Source organism: Lactobacillus sp. ESL0246, assembly GCF_003692965.1.
In the GTDB taxonomy this organism is placed as follows: Bacteria; Bacillota; Bacilli; order Lactobacillales; family Lactobacillaceae; genus Lactobacillus.
In genome coordinates this window covers 35650-50777 of record NZ_REHC01000007.1, presented here as the reverse complement: position 1 = coordinate 50777, position 15128 = coordinate 35650, and the positions used below count along the sequence as shown (strand labels likewise).

Sequence of the window (15128 nt, the reverse complement as noted above, 5' to 3'; positions counted from 1 at the left end):
TAATACATGGCTTCATTTTTAAATAAAACCTTTGCGGTAGTTGATTTAGAAACAACTGGTACCCAACATGAAGATAATAATCATATTATTCAGTTTGGTTGCGCGATTATTAAAAATTTGAAAGTAGTTAAAACCTATTCATTCATGATTAATCCTCATTGTGATATTCCACTTGCTGTTCAAAATTTAACACATATACATAATGAAGATGTCAAAAAAGAAAAGGATTTTACCTATTATGCCCCTAAAATTATTAAAATTTTAAGGGGAACAATCTTCGTTGCTCATAACGTTAATTTCGATTTGCCTTTTTTAAATTATGAACTTGTGCAGCATGGGTTCGAAGCATTAACTAACAAAGCTATCGACACAGTTGAACTAGCGAAAATTGCATTTCCAACGCTTCCATCTTATAAATTAAGCGATCTAACTACCCAACTTGAAATTAAACACATAAATCCACATAAAGCTGATTCTGATGCTTATAGTACAGCTATTTTATTAATTAGAATCATTCATAAACTTGAAACTTTGCCTCAAGCAACTTTAAATACTCTTAGTTCATTAGCTCATGGTCTAATTCGTGAGACTTCATGGATTTTTAGTACAATTGCTGATGACTCAAGAAAAAACAAACGTCCTTTGGATAAGCAATATCAACAGGTGCGCAATATTATTTTGCAAAAGCAAACAATACTTGAAGCAAACCAACCCCAAACATCTAATGAAACTTTTCCTTTAAGTAATAAGACTAAACGAGAAATGTTTAAAGGAAAAATTTTTTATCGGATATCGCAAGTAAAGTTGATCAATAGACTTAACCAATTTATCCAAAACCCTCATGAACGAGCTTTACTTGTTGAAGCACCAAATGGTACAGGAAAAACATTTTCATATTTATTTGCATACGCTTACCGACTTTATTCAAATCGAAAATTAATCGTTGCTACACCAACAAAAATTTTACAAAATCAAATTATTAGTCAAGAAATTCCGCAATTATTAAATGTTACTAAGCTAGATTTAAAGGCCGAAGTAGTTAAATCAAGTAGTCATTATCTTGATTTAGACGGATTTTATCAAAGCTTGTATCAAAATACCCCTAATAAGTTAACATTAGTTATGCAAATGCGCATTCTTGTTTGGTTGACTAAAACGAAAACTGGTGACTTAGACGAATTGCAATTAACCAGCTACCAAGCACCTTTGTTTACACAAATAACTCATCCAGGGGATGCACGTGTTGGTAGTAATTTTGCTGATGTTGATTTTTGGAATTTAGCTCGTCATCGCCAAGAAGAAGCTGATATTTTGATTACTAACCATGCTTATTTAGCTAATCATTATAACGATTCTATTTGGGGGCAAAATCCATATTTGGTTATTGATGAGGCACATCGTTTTGTAGACAATGTTGTCAGTTCACGCAATGATTCATTTCAATTCGAATCATTGTGGGGAGAACTAAATCATTTACGTAATTTGTTATATTATGCTGACGATAGTGTTTTTAATCAGTATGGAAATGATGTACAGTTTAATTTCATACTAGAAAAATTGAATCCACAAATTTTAGAGCTTATTGAAATTATTAATCAGTTACAACGACTATTAACTGCAAAAAGTGAAAAAGCAGTCAATAAAAACATTCTTGCTAATGGAAACCTATTATTAAGTTTTCAAGCTCAAGATTTGTTCATGCAAAACAATAAGTTCAAAACAAAATTAGCTGAATTTCAACGTAAATTAGAAAGTATTCGTCAACAAACCAATCAAGTACTGTTTAAGCTTTATAGTGAAACTGATAATTCAGGAACAGAAAAAGATGCCCTATTAAGTGAATTAAATACCCAGATTGACCTATTGGATAACTATATTTCTCAAAGTTATCAATTATCAGATTTGTTACATAAAGAGAATATTTTACAGCAAGAAGGATTCATTGTAACTTTAACAAATCCCCAAGATCCTCTAAGCGCAAATTTGAGTTGGATTATGCTCGATGCTTCCAATGAATTAAAACAGATTTATAATCGTTTTTCACATATTTGTTTTGTAAGTGCAACTTTGACAAGTGAAAATAATTTTGACTTTTCAGTTAAGCGGTTGGCCTTAAGTGATTTAAGAATTCAAAAATATATTGGCCGTAGTACCTTTGATTTGAAAAAACATCTTGAAGTACTTGCCGTTACAGATATGCCAGAACTAACTAATCCCTTTTACGAAAAGACATTATCCCAAATACTAGAGAATGATTTAAGTAAAAAACAACATGTTTTGGTTTTAATGACAAATCTTGATAAAATCAGTGAAATATACAGTACTATTCTAAATTCACCAAGTTTACGTGATTTTGAAATTTTAGCTCAGGGAATTACTGGCTCAAATAATCGAATCATTAAACGGTTTACAATTGCTCAAAAAGCAATTATCTTAGGTGCAGATAGTTTCTGGGAGGGAATTGACTTTCATGAATGTAGTATTGATTTAGTTATAGTAGCTAAATTACCATTCGAATCTCCTGATCAGCCTAATGTCAAACTGCGACAGAAACTTTTGTATCAACAAGGTATTAACGTTTTTCAAAATGATACGATGCCACGTGCAATTATTCGTTTCAGACAGGGGATGGGACGTCTTATCAGAAATGAAAAAGATAACGGACAATTTTTGATTCTTGATTCACGAATTTGGCAGAAAGATTATGGCAAAGATTTTTTAAAGACTATACCGGTAAACACTCAAAAAATCTGTTTATCAGAACTACAAAGTAAGTTGGACAACTATGATAAAAGATGATACAAGGCAAACAATTAAATTTATTGAATTATTAATCATTATCCTATTATTAGTATATTTTTCGATAATTGCAATTTTTTATAAGGCAGGAAATCCTGAACGGAGCGAAATGCATGAATTAAATAAAATTGCTTTGCAAAAAACACCAATTACCCACATTGAAAAAAGCTATCATACGAATCGAGGCGTTAATAGTTATGCTCTAGAAGGGGTTACTAAAAGTCGCAAGAGGTATTATTTTGTTTACCTTCCAGGCAGGAAAAAGGGATATTTATTGCCTACAAGCAAGGGAATTACTGAAGCCGCAATTAGAAGCAAATTTACAAGTAATGAGTCGCAGGAACAAGTTTTAAAAATTAACTTAGGATGGTATCATAAACGTGCTGTATGGGAAATAACTTCAAAAAACAAAGTAGGAGATTATAATTATTACTTATATGATTTTAAAAATGGAAATTTAATAGGTTAAGTCGCTAATTTTACAAATCTTTGGTATTATTAAGTTGATATGATACGGAAAGTGGAACAATATTTATGACAAAATTAATTTCAATTAGAGATTGTGCCAAGCATGTTGATGAAGAAGTCAAAATGCATGTTTGGCTAACAGATAAGCGGTCAAGCGGTAAAATTGTATTTTTACAATTACGTGATGGAACTGCATTTTTTCAAGGAGTTATACGAAAGAATGATGTTACTGCTGAAGTTTTTGAGATAGCTAAGTCTTTGCATCAAGAGGCAAGCTTTTATATTACTGGAACGGTATGCCAAGATGAACGCTCACATTTTGGTTATGAAATTCAAATATCTGATTTAGAGGTAGTTACGAATAACGAAGGTTACCCTATCGGAAACAAAGAACACGGGATAGACTTTTTACTAGATCACCGTCATCTTTGGTTGAGAAGTAGGCGTCCATTTGCCATTATGCGCATTAGAAACTTAATTTACAAAGCAACAGTTGATTTCTTTGAGCAAGAAGGATTTATTAAATTTGATGCACCAATCTTTATGCACTCAGCTCCTGAAGGAACTACTGAATTATTCCACACTGAATATTTTGGTGGAGACGCATATTTATCACAATCTGGGCAATTATATGGTGAAGTAGGAGCTTCTGCATTTAGTAAAATTTTTACTTTTGGACCAACTTTTAGAGCCGAAGAATCTAAAACGCGTAGGCATTTAACTGAATTTTGGATGATGGAACCAGAAATGGCTTGGATGAATCAAGAAGAGTCACTTGATATTCAAGAACATTTTTTATCTTACGTTGTTAAGCAGGTATTAGAGAATTGTCAATATGAACTAGAATTACTAGATCGTGATCCACAAAAATTAGAGCCAGCAGCACAAGGAAACTATATCCGCTTGTCATATGATGATGCTGTTAAGATGCTTCAAGAAGATGGTCGTGATTTTAAGTGGGGAGACGATTTTGGCGCACCAGACGAAGCTTTTATTTCCGAAAAATTTGATCGTCCATTTTTTATAGTTAATTATCCAACAGCAATTAAACCATTTTATATGAAAAAAAATCCTCAAAATCCTAAAGAATATCTATGTGCTGATGTTTTAGCCCCTGAAGGATATGGAGAGATCATGGGGGGGTCTGAACGTGAAAGCGACTATGATATTTTAAGACAACAGATTAAGGAAGCTGGCTTAAATGAAAAAGATTATAGTTGGTATTTAGACTTACGTAAATATGGTAGCGTACCTCATTCCGGTTTTGGGATGGGATTTGAACGGGTAATTGCTTGGATTTGCAAATTAGATCACGTTCGTGAAGCTATTCCATTTCCAAGAATGATTAACCGAATTGAACCGTAGGTTTACTTTAGTAAAAATTATAGTAATAAAAAGTTGAACTAAGATTATCTTTAGTTCAACTTTTTTAAAAGGGAGAATCGTTTTGCAATATAATCAATATCGCACCGTTGGCTTTACAACTTTAACCAATGGATTACTTGCATATTATTCGCAGTTAAATATTAGCGATGCTGAAATGATTTTAATTATTCAGTTGGAAATGTTTAACCAACAAGGTGAAAAATTTCCATCTAATGAGCAAATTGCTGCCAATACTAATTTTTCAACAACAGATGTTGCTAATTTAATCCAAGCGTTGATCAATAATGAATGCTTAGCAATTGAGCAAATCACAGATGAGCAGGGACGAATTGGGAATCAGTACAGTTTAAATTCACTTTATTCAAAATTGGACAAGATTTTAGCAGATGAATTATCTAATTCTACAAAAACTGATAAACCTACTATCAATAATCTTGATAACAGTCCTTTGAATCAATTAATGCGTCAATTTGAAATTGAATTTGGACGATATTTAAGTCCAATTGAACGAGAAGAAGTTGCTGCATGGCTTAATGTTGATCACTATGATCCTGAAATAATAAAGATGGCTCTTAGAGAAGCAGTTTTATCGCAAGCGTATAGTCTTAAATATGTAGATCGGATTTTACTTAATTGGCAACGTCACAATTTAAAAACTAGTAGTGAAGTTCAGAAATTTCTTCAAAGGAATCGCTAATGTCAACTGAGAAATTATTAAATACTAAAGAAGCATTAGAAGTGCTTAATATAATTAATGCAATGTATCCTGATGCTAAAAGTGAATTGGTCTGGGATAATAAGTTTCATTTGTTATGCGCTGTTTTAATGAGTGCGCAAACAACTGACAAAATGGTTAATCGAATCATGCCTAAGTTTATAATGGATTATCCAACGCCAACTGATCTTGCACAAGCATCAATTAAACAAATTGAAGAACATATTTCTCAAATAGGTCTTTACCACTCTAAGGCAAAGCATTTACAAGCAATGGCTCGGATTTTGGTGGAGAAATATCATTCAGAAATACCTATAAATAAAAAAGACCTTATAACTTTACCAGGAGTTGGTGAAAAAACTGCAAATGTTGTTCTGGCTGATGGTTTTGGTGTACCTGCGATTGCAGTAGATACTCACGTAGCGCGCATTTCCAAAAGATTTCATATTGTAGCTCAAGATGCAAAACCTCTGCAAATAGAAAAGAGGCTAGAAGAAATATTACCTAAAGATGAATGGATCCATACACACCATGCAATGATTTTATTTGGGCGTTATGCAATGACTGCTCGAGACAAAAATGATCCATATTCATACTTAAAAAAATAATATTATTCCTAAAAAAAAACGGTGATTTTTTATAAAAATCACCGTTTTTGAATTAATGATCATGATTATCGTTCAATGTTGCTGTGTGATTATCTTTAGAACTTTTATTTTCAGTATTAATCTGGCCAGACTTTGCAGAACTATCATCGGGCTTTTGATATTTTCGATCTTTTTCTCCTAAATTATGTTGAAAATTTCTATTTTGAGTAGTGGGTTCGTTTATACTCTTTTGTTCAGTTGCTGGGGGGTTGGACACAACAGTATTCGGAGTTGAATTGTTAGTATCTGTTTGTTCATCTTCGTCATCATACTCACTACTATCATCAATAATTCCAGCTGGAGCATGCCCACGAACAAATAGCTGCCAATCCCCAGTTGAAGAAACTTCTGGTGGATTAGAGTTATGCGCAATCTTTGCACGAATAACTGAATTCGGTTTCTGCCAATCTTCATTTTCTTTGTTTTGCATTAAATAGGACATCATACTTTTATAAAATAGTTGTGCCGATTGTTGCCCGATCCCTGCAATTGTTCCATCTCGTAAATTATCATAACCAGTCCAAACGCCAATTGAATATCTTTGAGTATATCCAACAAACCATGAATCCTTAGGTGTAGCAGCATAGCTTGGATAGCGCGCAAGATCTTCTTCAGAATACTTAACAGAACCAGTTTTTCCGGCATGGTGCAAGCCATCAATTCTAGCATTAGTGCCAGAGCCATGTGTGATTACACCTTTGAGCATATCCGTAATCATATATGCTGTCGATTTACTCATAACTCGTATACCTGCGGAGTCATAATTTCTCGTTAAACCATCTGGCGTTTCAATTTTAGAAACAAATTGAGGCTTATGATAAACACCCATTGATGCAAACGCGCTAAAAGCTCCTGCCATTTGTAAGCTAGATGCTTGTGCACCAATTGCAACAGATAAACCTGAACTTGATGGGACGTTAATCCCCATTTTATCAGCAAACTTTGATGCTCGTGGCACGCCAACTTCTTTTAAGGTTTTAACTGCTGGTACATTTCGTGATTGTTCTAATGCATGTCGTATTGTCATCATACCGTCATATTTATTATCCCAATCGTATAATTGAACATTTGTACCTGGATAAATGTATTTGCTATCATCAATCATTTTTGCTGTTGACCAATTCAAGTATTCAATTGCTGGCGCATAGTCTAAAACTGGTTTAATTGAAGATCCGGTTGAACGACTTGTTTGTACTGCTCGGTCAAGTCCTAGTTGAACTGTAGAGGGCAATTTACGTCCACCGATAATTGCAACAACATGTCCGTTACTTGGATCAATTACTGAAGCACCAATCTGCATCTTATCATCAGTAAATGGTATTTCACCGCTGTTGGCCAACTGATAGAGTTTGTTCTGCGCTTTTTGATCAATGTTAACAGTAATCTTTAAATTGTCGCGGTAAGGGTCAAAACCTTTAGATTTAACCTCTGCAATCGCTTCTTTAATATATGGATCATCAATTTTTCGTAGATTAGATTGATTTCTTTGATTATGATATATTAATCCCTTTTTTATATTTTCATGGCGTGCGTTATCATACTGCTCTTGTGAAATTTTTTTATTATCAAGCATCGCTTTTAACACAATATCACGTCGATACTTTGCATACTTTGGATATACATATGGATTATATGATGTTGGTCTGTTCGGTATACCCGCTAATAAAGCAGTTTGTGCTAAATCTAATTCGCCAATTTTTTTGCCATAATAGTAATTAGCTGCGGTACCAATACCATAATTACCATAATTCATGTAAACCTTATTAATATAAAATTCTAAGATTTCATCATGAGTATATTCACGTTGTATTCTCATGGCAAGCCACGCTTCCTGAGCTTTACGTTTAAATGTTCTTTGTGAGGCATCAGTCGAAAAAACTGTTAATTTAACTAATTGTTGCGTGATAGTGGATCCACCAGCTGAAATACTATTGCTTTTAGCATTAAGTAACATCGAACTAATAATTCTAATTGGATCAATACCAAGCTTATCTCGATAAAAACGTTTATCCTCAACTGAAACAATTGCGTCTTTTAAAAGTTGTAAATCAGAACTATCTTTAACATAAATTCTTTTTTCTGAACCTAAGGATAAGATAAATTTACCATTAGTCGAATATATCCCAGATGACCCGCCACTTTCTAACTGAGATTGACTAATATTTGGAGCATCTTTGGCGTAATAAGCAAATATTCCAACGCCTGAAAGTAGCAACAGAAATACGACTAGAAAGAACCATTTAATTGCTTTTTGCCAAAAAGGTTTAGGCAAATTTTGTCTGTATTTTTTTCGAGATTCACGTTCATTGTTTGAGCCATAATTTTTATCTGCCATTATTTGCTTTCCTATCTGCAATAAATTGATCGACAGCTTTCAAATAAGGTAGGGTAGGTTGAAAGCCACTTTCAATTTCGACTGACCAATCCTTTATTTCTTTTAAAGTTAATGAACTTCTATCTTTCTTCCACCAAGCCTTAACAATCCTATTTGCTGGAGTAGCAAAATAACGATTTAGACTCGTAAAGCCAATAATTGTAAAGCAAATCCCTTTTTGCTTCAAGCATTCTGCTAGGTGAACGATTTGATGTTCATGAAAGTTTTTTAATGGGAAATTAGTTTTATTTTTAGTTTCTTTAGCCTCAAAGTCTAAATAGTAACCATCGTATACCCCATTATAATCTGTTGTAGATTCCTGACGAAAATATGCTTCTTTAATTACAGCCCTGGACCGCTTAGGGTAGTCAACTTTTACAATTTGAATTGGAGTTGGTTTTTTATGAACAACTGCTATTTCTTTTATCCGATAATATTTATTTGATTCGTTAATCATTTGTTCGAGGTTCATACCGCGATCGGAAAAATCAATATTTTTTCGATGATTATATTTTTTTCTGAGTTCAGATTCGTTTGCTGATTTAAAAAAAACAGCAGAACTACCATTTGGATATTTGACCATCTTTCTCACTCCTGTTAGCATTATAGCAATAAAGGGAAAATTTTTGAACAAGGAGCCATCTCTTTCACAATGCAACGTCTATGGGTCACGGGATATCGAAATTTTGAATTAAATACTTTTGGTGATAAAGATCCCAAAATAGAAATAATTAAGTTTGCACTTAAAGAACGATTAATCACCTTGCTCGAAAATAATCGGCTTGATTGGCTGATCACAGGAGCAAATCTTGGGGTTGATCAATGGGCGTGTGAAGTAGCCCTTGAATTACGAGAGAAATATCCACTGCAAATTTCAATTATCGTTCCCTATGAAGACTTTGCACATCGATGGAATGAGAAGCATCAAAAAGATTTTGCGCAATTGCAAAGTAAAGTTGACTTTTTTGCTTCTACTTCAAATAAACCTTATCAAGGTTCGGTACAGTTACGAAATTATCAAAATTTCATGCTAATGCATACAGATGAAGCATTAATGGTATATGATCCTGATCATTTAGGTAAACCTAAATTTGATTATGAGTTAATCAAACAATACCAAGTAAGCAAAGATTATCCTTTAGAATTAATAGATTTTTACGATTTACAAGATGCAGCAGAAGAATTTCAATCTAAGCAAAAAGATAATTATTTTGAAAAGTAATTTTAAAGCTTTTCCTAAAGTTGCTTTAGAGGTTTTAAGCAACTAAACTTTTTGCTAAAATAGAGAAGATTAACAAAGGAGTTGTCATGCTTATGGCAGATTTAAATGATATCCAGTTATCAACACAAGATATCTTAAAAAAGCAATTTAGAACTAAGGTTAAGGGTATTGATCCTGACGAAGTTGATGCGTTCCTGGATAAGGTAATTGCTGATTATGATACATTTGAACAAATTATTGAAGATTTATATGGTCAAATTGGTAAACTTCAAGGCGAGTTAATGAACGATCAACGTCAAAAAAAAGAAGAGGTACTTAAAGTTAAACCAGCTAATGATGCCACTCACAGTGACGTTAAGGATACTATACCAACTTATAGTTATAGTTCACCAAAACAAAATTACTCAGGATTATATAGTCCTCTAATAAACGAAGCACCTCAAACTGAAAGCTCGACAAATATGGCAATAATTCAAAGAATTTCTGCATTGGAACGAAAGGTATATAATCTTGAGCAACGAGTATATGGGTTGCAAAAGTAGGTAGCTTTGGTATAATTTTCGTTGGTGTAAATTTTGAGCAGTCGCGGTTCAGTCTGTTAGATTGAGCTGAGGAAAGTCCACGCACGCACAAGCTGCGATGCTTGTAGTGATCGTATTTAGTCTAACAAACTAAAGGATTTTTATCACGGCGAAAAAAATGCTAAGTTTTTTAAAATATGCATGAATATTCTGAAAAGTGCCACAGTGACGAAGCGGTAATGGAAACGTTATCGGTGGAACGAGGTAAACCCTGCGAGCGTGCAACCCAAACTTGGTGGGGGCGTCTAAACCTAAGAAAATGAACTAAAGGTTAGATTGTTATTTTTAATAGCAAAGATAGATGGCTGCTAAAGGTGATTTTGCCAAAATCATTTGAACAGAACGTGGCTTATAAAAATTTACACTGGCAGCGTTGAGCTTTTAAAAAGGCTCAACGCTTTTTTAAAATGAAAGAGACAATTAATGGAAAAATATCAATTATACGCAACCATGGGCGCGGGCTTTGAGAGCGTGGTGGCCAAAGAATTACAGTCTTTAGGGTATGACACAAGAACTGAAAATGGGCGTGTGTTTTTTAAAGGTAGTCAGAGGGATATCGTTAAAACAAATCTATGGTTACGAACAGCAGACCGAGTTAAAATATTGTTAAAAGAATTTAAAGCAATAGATTTTGAAACACTGTATAACAACGTTTATGAAATTGATTGGGCAGAGTTACTGCCAGTTGATGCTAAATTCCCAGTTCAAGGACGATCCGTCCGTTCAAAGCTTCATTCCGAACCTGGGATTCAATCAATTGTCAAAAAGGCAATCGTCAATAAAATGTCTGATCAATATCATCGTCGTGGCTTTTTACCAGAAAGTGGAAATGTCTACCCACTTGACGTACACCTTTATAAAGATACAGCTCGTATCTCACTTGATACGAGTGGGGAAAGTTTATTTAAGCGCGGTTACCGAATTGAGCATGGTGGTGCACCATTAAAAGAAAACTTTGCTGCCGGGTTACTTAAATTAACACCTTATGATGGTAGCCACCCTCTAATTGATCCTATGACTGGTTCGGGTACCTTAGCAATTGAAGCAGCACTAATTGGAAAAAATATTGCCCCAGGTTCATGGCGACAATTTGCTTTTGATAATTTTGATTGGTTCGATCCTACTTTGCACAAAAATGCCTTAATTGAGGCCAAAGCACAAATCAAACCTTTACAACAACCTATTTGGGCAAGCGATATTGATCAATCAATTTTAGAAATTGCAAAACTAAATGCAAATAATGCTGGTGTTTTGCAAGATATTTACTTTAAACAAATTGCCATTAAGGATTTTACTACTGAAATGACTAATGGAATAATAATTACTAATCCACCATATGGTAAACGATTAAAAGACAAACAGTCTGCGGAAGCATTGTTTACGCAAATGGGGGAAGCCTTGCTAAAGTATGATAGTTTTAGTCAATATTATTTGGTGGGCGACCCAGATTTTGAAAAGTTTTTTGGTAAAAGTGCAACAAAGAAGCGTAAATTATTTAATGGAAATTTACGAGTTGATTTTTATCAATATTGGTCTAATAGAAATGATTTCAAATGATTTAAATACCGAGTTTTGGGTAATTACAGATACACATCTAATTGCTGATAGTCTTCACGATAATGGCAAAGCTTTCAAATTAATACAGGATACAAGCCAAGGAAAAGACCTAAATTACCAAGAAGTTGCGTTGACAGCTTTTTGCAAAATGGCTAATGAAAAAAAGCCTTCAGCAATTATAGTTACTGGTGATGTAACATTTAATGGCGAACTGTTATCAGCGCTACGCTTTCAAGAAATTTTTAGCAAATTAACTGATACAAAGATATTATTGCTTCCCGGAAACCACGATATTTTTGACGGTTGGGCAAGAAAATTTAAAGATAACCAACAACTTTACGCTAAGCAAATTAGTCCTGATAATTGGCAACAAATTTTTACTTTGTCCTATGACTGTGCATTGGACAAAGATAATAATTCATTAGCTTACAGTGTGCAACTGAATCCGCAATATTTACTACTTTTGCTAGATTCCAATACCTATGGTTATAAGCCGGCCTCTGGAGCACCTAAAACTGCTGGCAAGATTGGTACTAAGCAACTTTCTTGGCTTAAAAAGCAACTAGAATACGCTCATAGTCACCATTTACGACCGTTGTTGTTCATGCACCATAACCTATATGTTCACAACCCTGCTGTTAACCAAGGATTCGTGCTTGACAATGCACCAGCAATCAGACAATTGTGTCAGCAGTATAATGTGAAAGTGGTCTTTTCTGGCCATATCCATGCCCAGAATATTATCGGCCCTCAAAAATTAACACCTACTACTGAAATTGTAACTTCTAGTTTTTGCTCATATGATCAGGCATTTGGTGTCGTGAAAGTTAGTCCAACCTCTGTGCGCTATGACAGAAAAAAATTTAATATGATTCCTTTTTTAACAAAAAAGCAACGTCAAAATTATGTATTAACACATTTTCATGAGTATTTGAAAAAAATTCAGTTACGAAATTTGTCTAAAAATTCAGATCAAAAAGATCCATTAGCTGACAGAAAGTTTCAGCCAGTTAACAAGTTGCTGATTGAGATGAATTATAATTATTTCACGGGACATAATCATATTAGTAGAAGTCAACTTAATCACCTTTATTCATCAACTGCATTTCAAACACTTTTACAAGAACGTCCAAGATTCAGTGAGTATTTGAAAACTTTATATGACACAACAGAACACACAAATTTAGTTTCTGAAATAAAATATTAAATTTAGAGGCTGTTAATGAGAAAAAAACACTTTGTGATACTAGGCCGTGTTGGCCTTATATATTTTAGTTGGCTGTTAATCATATTTTTTTTAAGCTGGATTTTTGCTTTTGAAGGAACTAAAGTAATTTGCTACCCAGCAATTATTTGTATGGTAATATTTGTTTTATTAATTATTTATACTTATTTCAATTCGTATTGGAATGCTCAGAGTTTAAAATTGCCGTTTAAATCAAAAATAATTACTGCTAATAAACCTAAGTTGTACTCTCAACATTACTGGTTCAAAATATATAGAATAAGAGTAACTGATATAGAAAAATACTATTTACTACGCATTGAAAAAAAGTAACAATTTAACAAATCTTATTGGTAATAATCAAAATTTGTTATAATAAAGTTTGTCTAAATCAAAGGAGGTTTTTAAATTCTAATCATGAAAAGAGACTTTGAAAAATGATAATTTGATTTTTATAGAAAGAGGCATGCGCAATGAAAACAGATATTCAACTTGCACAAGAATCCCACGCATTACCTATTAACGAAATAGCCGCTAAAGTTGGTTTAAATGAAAATGATCTTGAATTTTATGGTAACGATAAAGCTAAAATAAATTGGCAAACTATTAAACAAGTTTCTAGTAAAAAGCAATTAGGAAAGCTAATTTTAGTAACATCAATTTCTCCCACACCAGCAGGTGAGGGCAAATCAACAATGACCATTGGGTTAGGTGACGCAATTAATAATCAGTTACATCAAAAGACAATGATTACTTTGCGTGAACCATCAATGGGACCGGTCTTTGGTTTAAAAGGTGGGGCAACAGGTGGTGGACTTGCTCAAGTTATTCCGATGGAGGATATTAATCTTCATTTTACTGGAGATATGCATGCATTAACTTCAGCTATTGATACTTTGGCAGCACTTGTTGACAATTACATTTATCAAGGTAACGAAATCGGTCTTGATCCTAACAAAATATTATTAAAACGGGGAATTGATGTCAATGATCGTAGTTTACGCTCAATTACTATTGGACAAGGGTCAAAATTCAATGGTGTTGAACATAAATCCAGCTTTGCAATTACCGTTGCCAATGAATTAATGGCGATTTTGTGTTTAGCCACTGATATTAACGATCTAAAAAAACGGATCGGCTTAATGCTTATTGGATACACAAAAGATAATACTCCCGTATATGTGAAAGATCTAGGTTTTGAAGGTGCAATTGCCGCTCTACTTTCTAATGCATTAAAGCCTAATTTAGTCCAAACTATGGAACACACACCAGCATTAGTTCATGGTGGTCCTTTTGCTAATATTGCTCATGGTGCAAATTCTGTTATGGCTACGAACTTAGCTCTTCATTTAAGTGATTATGTATTAACCGAAGCCGGATTTGGTAGTGATCTTGGTGGTCAGAAATTCATGGATTTTGTGAGTGAAAATTTAGCCAAAAAGCCTGATGCATGTGTTGTTGTTGCAACAATTCGGGCGCTAAAATACCAAGCTGAACATTCTACTGAACATCTTAATGAAGAAAATCTTACTTCTTTACGCACTGGATTCCAAAATCTTGAACGCCACATGAATAACATGCGTAACTATAATATTCCAGTCATTGTGCTTATTAATCACTTTGCTAGTGATAGTGCTAACGAATTAAAACTATTACAAGACCTAGTAAAAAAACACGGATTACAAGCTTTAGTTGTTAATTATCACGAACAAGGATCAAAAGGTGGAATTGAAGCAGCTAAAGCAGTAGTTGATCTTGCAAATTCAAATCAAGCTCATCTACAACCAACCTATCAAAAAACTGATCCGGTTAAAATAAAAATTCAAAAAGTGGCAGAGCAAATTTATCATGCTAAGAATGTTGAATACAGCGCACAAGCAGAAAAAGATATTTTAGCTTTAGAAAAGCTTGGAAAAGATAAATTGCCAATTATTATTGCTAAAACACAATATTCATTTACAGATGATCAAAAGTTATTAGGTGCGCCCACTAATTTCACCTTACATGTTAAAGGTGCTAGTCTAAAGAATGGGGCAGGGTTTATTGTAATCACTACTGGTCATGTTTTAGATATGCCGGGACTACCAAAACATCCAGCAGCTCTTGATATTGATGTTGATAATGACGGTAAAATTAGTGGGTTATTTTAAACAG

Annotated in this window: 12 protein-coding genes and 1 other RNA gene; 11 read left to right on the top strand and 2 right to left on the bottom strand. The window is 33.7% G+C overall.

The genetic code is table 11. The features are described from left to right. Nucleotides 1–6: 6 nt before the first annotated feature. The 5 genes from F5ESL0246_RS03885 (at nucleotide 7) to nth (ending at nucleotide 5976) form a co-directional block, all read left to right on the top strand. On the top strand, nucleotides 7–2799 hold the full coding sequence (locus tag F5ESL0246_RS03885; RefSeq protein WP_122018213.1) for a helicase C-terminal domain-containing protein: 2793 nt from the start codon (nucleotides 7–9) through the stop codon (nucleotides 2797–2799). After that, nucleotides 2786–3268, top strand: coding sequence for a hypothetical protein (locus F5ESL0246_RS03880; protein WP_122018212.1), 483 nt, complete (start codon nucleotides 2786–2788; stop codon nucleotides 3266–3268). Before F5ESL0246_RS03885 ends, F5ESL0246_RS03880 begins: the two co-directional genes overlap by 14 nt. A gap of 65 nt (nucleotides 3269–3333) precedes the next feature. Beyond that, a complete protein-coding gene (gene asnS, locus F5ESL0246_RS03875; protein ID WP_122018211.1) occupies nucleotides 3334–4632 on the top strand; it encodes an asparagine--tRNA ligase in 1299 nt (432 codons plus the stop codon). Nucleotides 4633–4714: 82 nt separating this feature from the next. Next, complete coding sequence (locus F5ESL0246_RS03870; RefSeq protein WP_122018210.1) at nucleotides 4715–5350, top strand: DnaD domain-containing protein; 636 nt, start codon at nucleotides 4715–4717, stop codon at nucleotides 5348–5350. Next, on the top strand, nucleotides 5350–5976 hold the full coding sequence (gene nth, locus F5ESL0246_RS03865) for an endonuclease III (protein WP_122018209.1): 627 nt from the start codon (nucleotides 5350–5352) through the stop codon (nucleotides 5974–5976). The genes F5ESL0246_RS03870 and nth overlap by 1 nt, the downstream gene beginning before the upstream one ends. Before the next feature lie 52 nt (nucleotides 5977–6028). Here nth and F5ESL0246_RS03860 read toward each other — a convergent pair whose 3' ends face one another. Both F5ESL0246_RS03860 and recU read right to left on the bottom strand, forming a co-directional pair. After that, a complete protein-coding gene (locus F5ESL0246_RS03860; protein WP_122018208.1) occupies nucleotides 6029–8350 on the bottom strand; it encodes a transglycosylase domain-containing protein in 2322 nt (773 codons plus the stop codon). Continuing rightward, nucleotides 8340–8972 (bottom strand): Holliday junction resolvase RecU, encoded by a 633-nt coding sequence (gene recU, locus F5ESL0246_RS03855; RefSeq protein ID WP_122018207.1) that lies wholly within the window; start codon nucleotides 8970–8972, stop codon nucleotides 8340–8342. The genes F5ESL0246_RS03860 and recU overlap by 11 nt, the downstream gene beginning before the upstream one ends. A 69-nt stretch (nucleotides 8973–9041) precedes the next feature. Between recU and F5ESL0246_RS03850 the strand changes: the two genes are divergently transcribed. The 6 genes from F5ESL0246_RS03850 to F5ESL0246_RS03820 all read left to right on the top strand — a co-directional run bounded on the left by F5ESL0246_RS03850 (nucleotide 9042) and on the right by F5ESL0246_RS03820 (nucleotide 15124). After that, entirely contained in the window at nucleotides 9042–9611 is a 570-nt protein-coding gene (locus F5ESL0246_RS03850; RefSeq protein WP_122018206.1) for a DUF1273 domain-containing protein, read from the top strand. Between the two features lie 92 nt (nucleotides 9612–9703). Continuing rightward, the gene (locus F5ESL0246_RS03845) at nucleotides 9704–10153 is read left to right on the top strand and encodes a DivIVA domain-containing protein (RefSeq protein WP_122018205.1); all 450 of its coding nucleotides are present in this window, start codon (nucleotides 9704–9706) and stop codon (nucleotides 10151–10153) included. A 29-nt stretch (nucleotides 10154–10182) separates the two neighbouring features. Continuing rightward, nucleotides 10183–10549: RNase P RNA component class B (gene rnpB / locus F5ESL0246_RS03840), an RNA gene on the top strand. A gap of 66 nt (nucleotides 10550–10615) precedes the next feature. Next, nucleotides 10616–11749 carry a class I SAM-dependent RNA methyltransferase gene (locus F5ESL0246_RS03835; RefSeq protein WP_122018204.1) on the top strand — a complete coding sequence of 378 codons (1134 nt, stop codon included), beginning with the start codon at nucleotides 10616–10618 and terminating at the stop codon, nucleotides 11747–11749. Next, nucleotides 11736–12956, top strand: coding sequence for a metallophosphoesterase (locus tag F5ESL0246_RS03830; RefSeq protein WP_122018227.1), 1221 nt, complete (start codon nucleotides 11736–11738; stop codon nucleotides 12954–12956). Before F5ESL0246_RS03835 ends, F5ESL0246_RS03830 begins: the two co-directional genes overlap by 14 nt. 491 nt (nucleotides 12957–13447) lie before the next feature. After that, nucleotides 13448–15124: a formate--tetrahydrofolate ligase gene (locus tag F5ESL0246_RS03820; protein ID WP_122018202.1), complete on the top strand. Its 1677-nt coding sequence runs from the start codon at nucleotides 13448–13450 to the stop codon at nucleotides 15122–15124. The last annotated feature ends 4 nt before the right edge of the window (nucleotides 15125–15128 follow it).

Excerpts from the sequence above, each read along its gene's own strand:
- nth (WP_122018209.1), top strand. The coding sequence starts at position 5,350 with ATGTCAACTGAGAAATTATTAAATACTAAAGAAGCATTAGAAGTGCTT.
- F5ESL0246_RS03880 (WP_122018212.1), top strand. The coding sequence starts at position 2,786 with ATGATAAAAGATGATACAAGGCAAACAATTAAATTTATTGAATTATTA.
- F5ESL0246_RS03820 (WP_122018202.1), top strand. The coding sequence starts at position 13,448 with ATGAAAACAGATATTCAACTTGCACAAGAATCCCACGCATTACCTATT.
- recU (WP_122018207.1), bottom strand. The coding sequence starts at position 8,972 with ATGGTCAAATATCCAAATGGTAGTTCTGCTGTTTTTTTTAAATCAGCA.
- F5ESL0246_RS03835 (WP_122018204.1), top strand. The coding sequence starts at position 10,616 with ATGGAAAAATATCAATTATACGCAACCATGGGCGCGGGCTTTGAGAGC.
- asnS (WP_122018211.1), top strand. The coding sequence starts at position 3,334 with ATGACAAAATTAATTTCAATTAGAGATTGTGCCAAGCATGTTGATGAA.
- F5ESL0246_RS03830 (WP_122018227.1), top strand. The coding sequence starts at position 11,736 with ATGATTTCAAATGATTTAAATACCGAGTTTTGGGTAATTACAGATACA.
- F5ESL0246_RS03845 (WP_122018205.1), top strand. The coding sequence starts at position 9,704 with ATGGCAGATTTAAATGATATCCAGTTATCAACACAAGATATCTTAAAA.
- F5ESL0246_RS03850 (WP_122018206.1), top strand. The coding sequence starts at position 9,042 with ATGCAACGTCTATGGGTCACGGGATATCGAAATTTTGAATTAAATACT.
- F5ESL0246_RS03885 (WP_122018213.1), top strand. The coding sequence starts at position 7 with ATGGCTTCATTTTTAAATAAAACCTTTGCGGTAGTTGATTTAGAAACA.
- F5ESL0246_RS03860 (WP_122018208.1), bottom strand. The coding sequence starts at position 8,350 with ATGGCAGATAAAAATTATGGCTCAAACAATGAACGTGAATCTCGAAAA.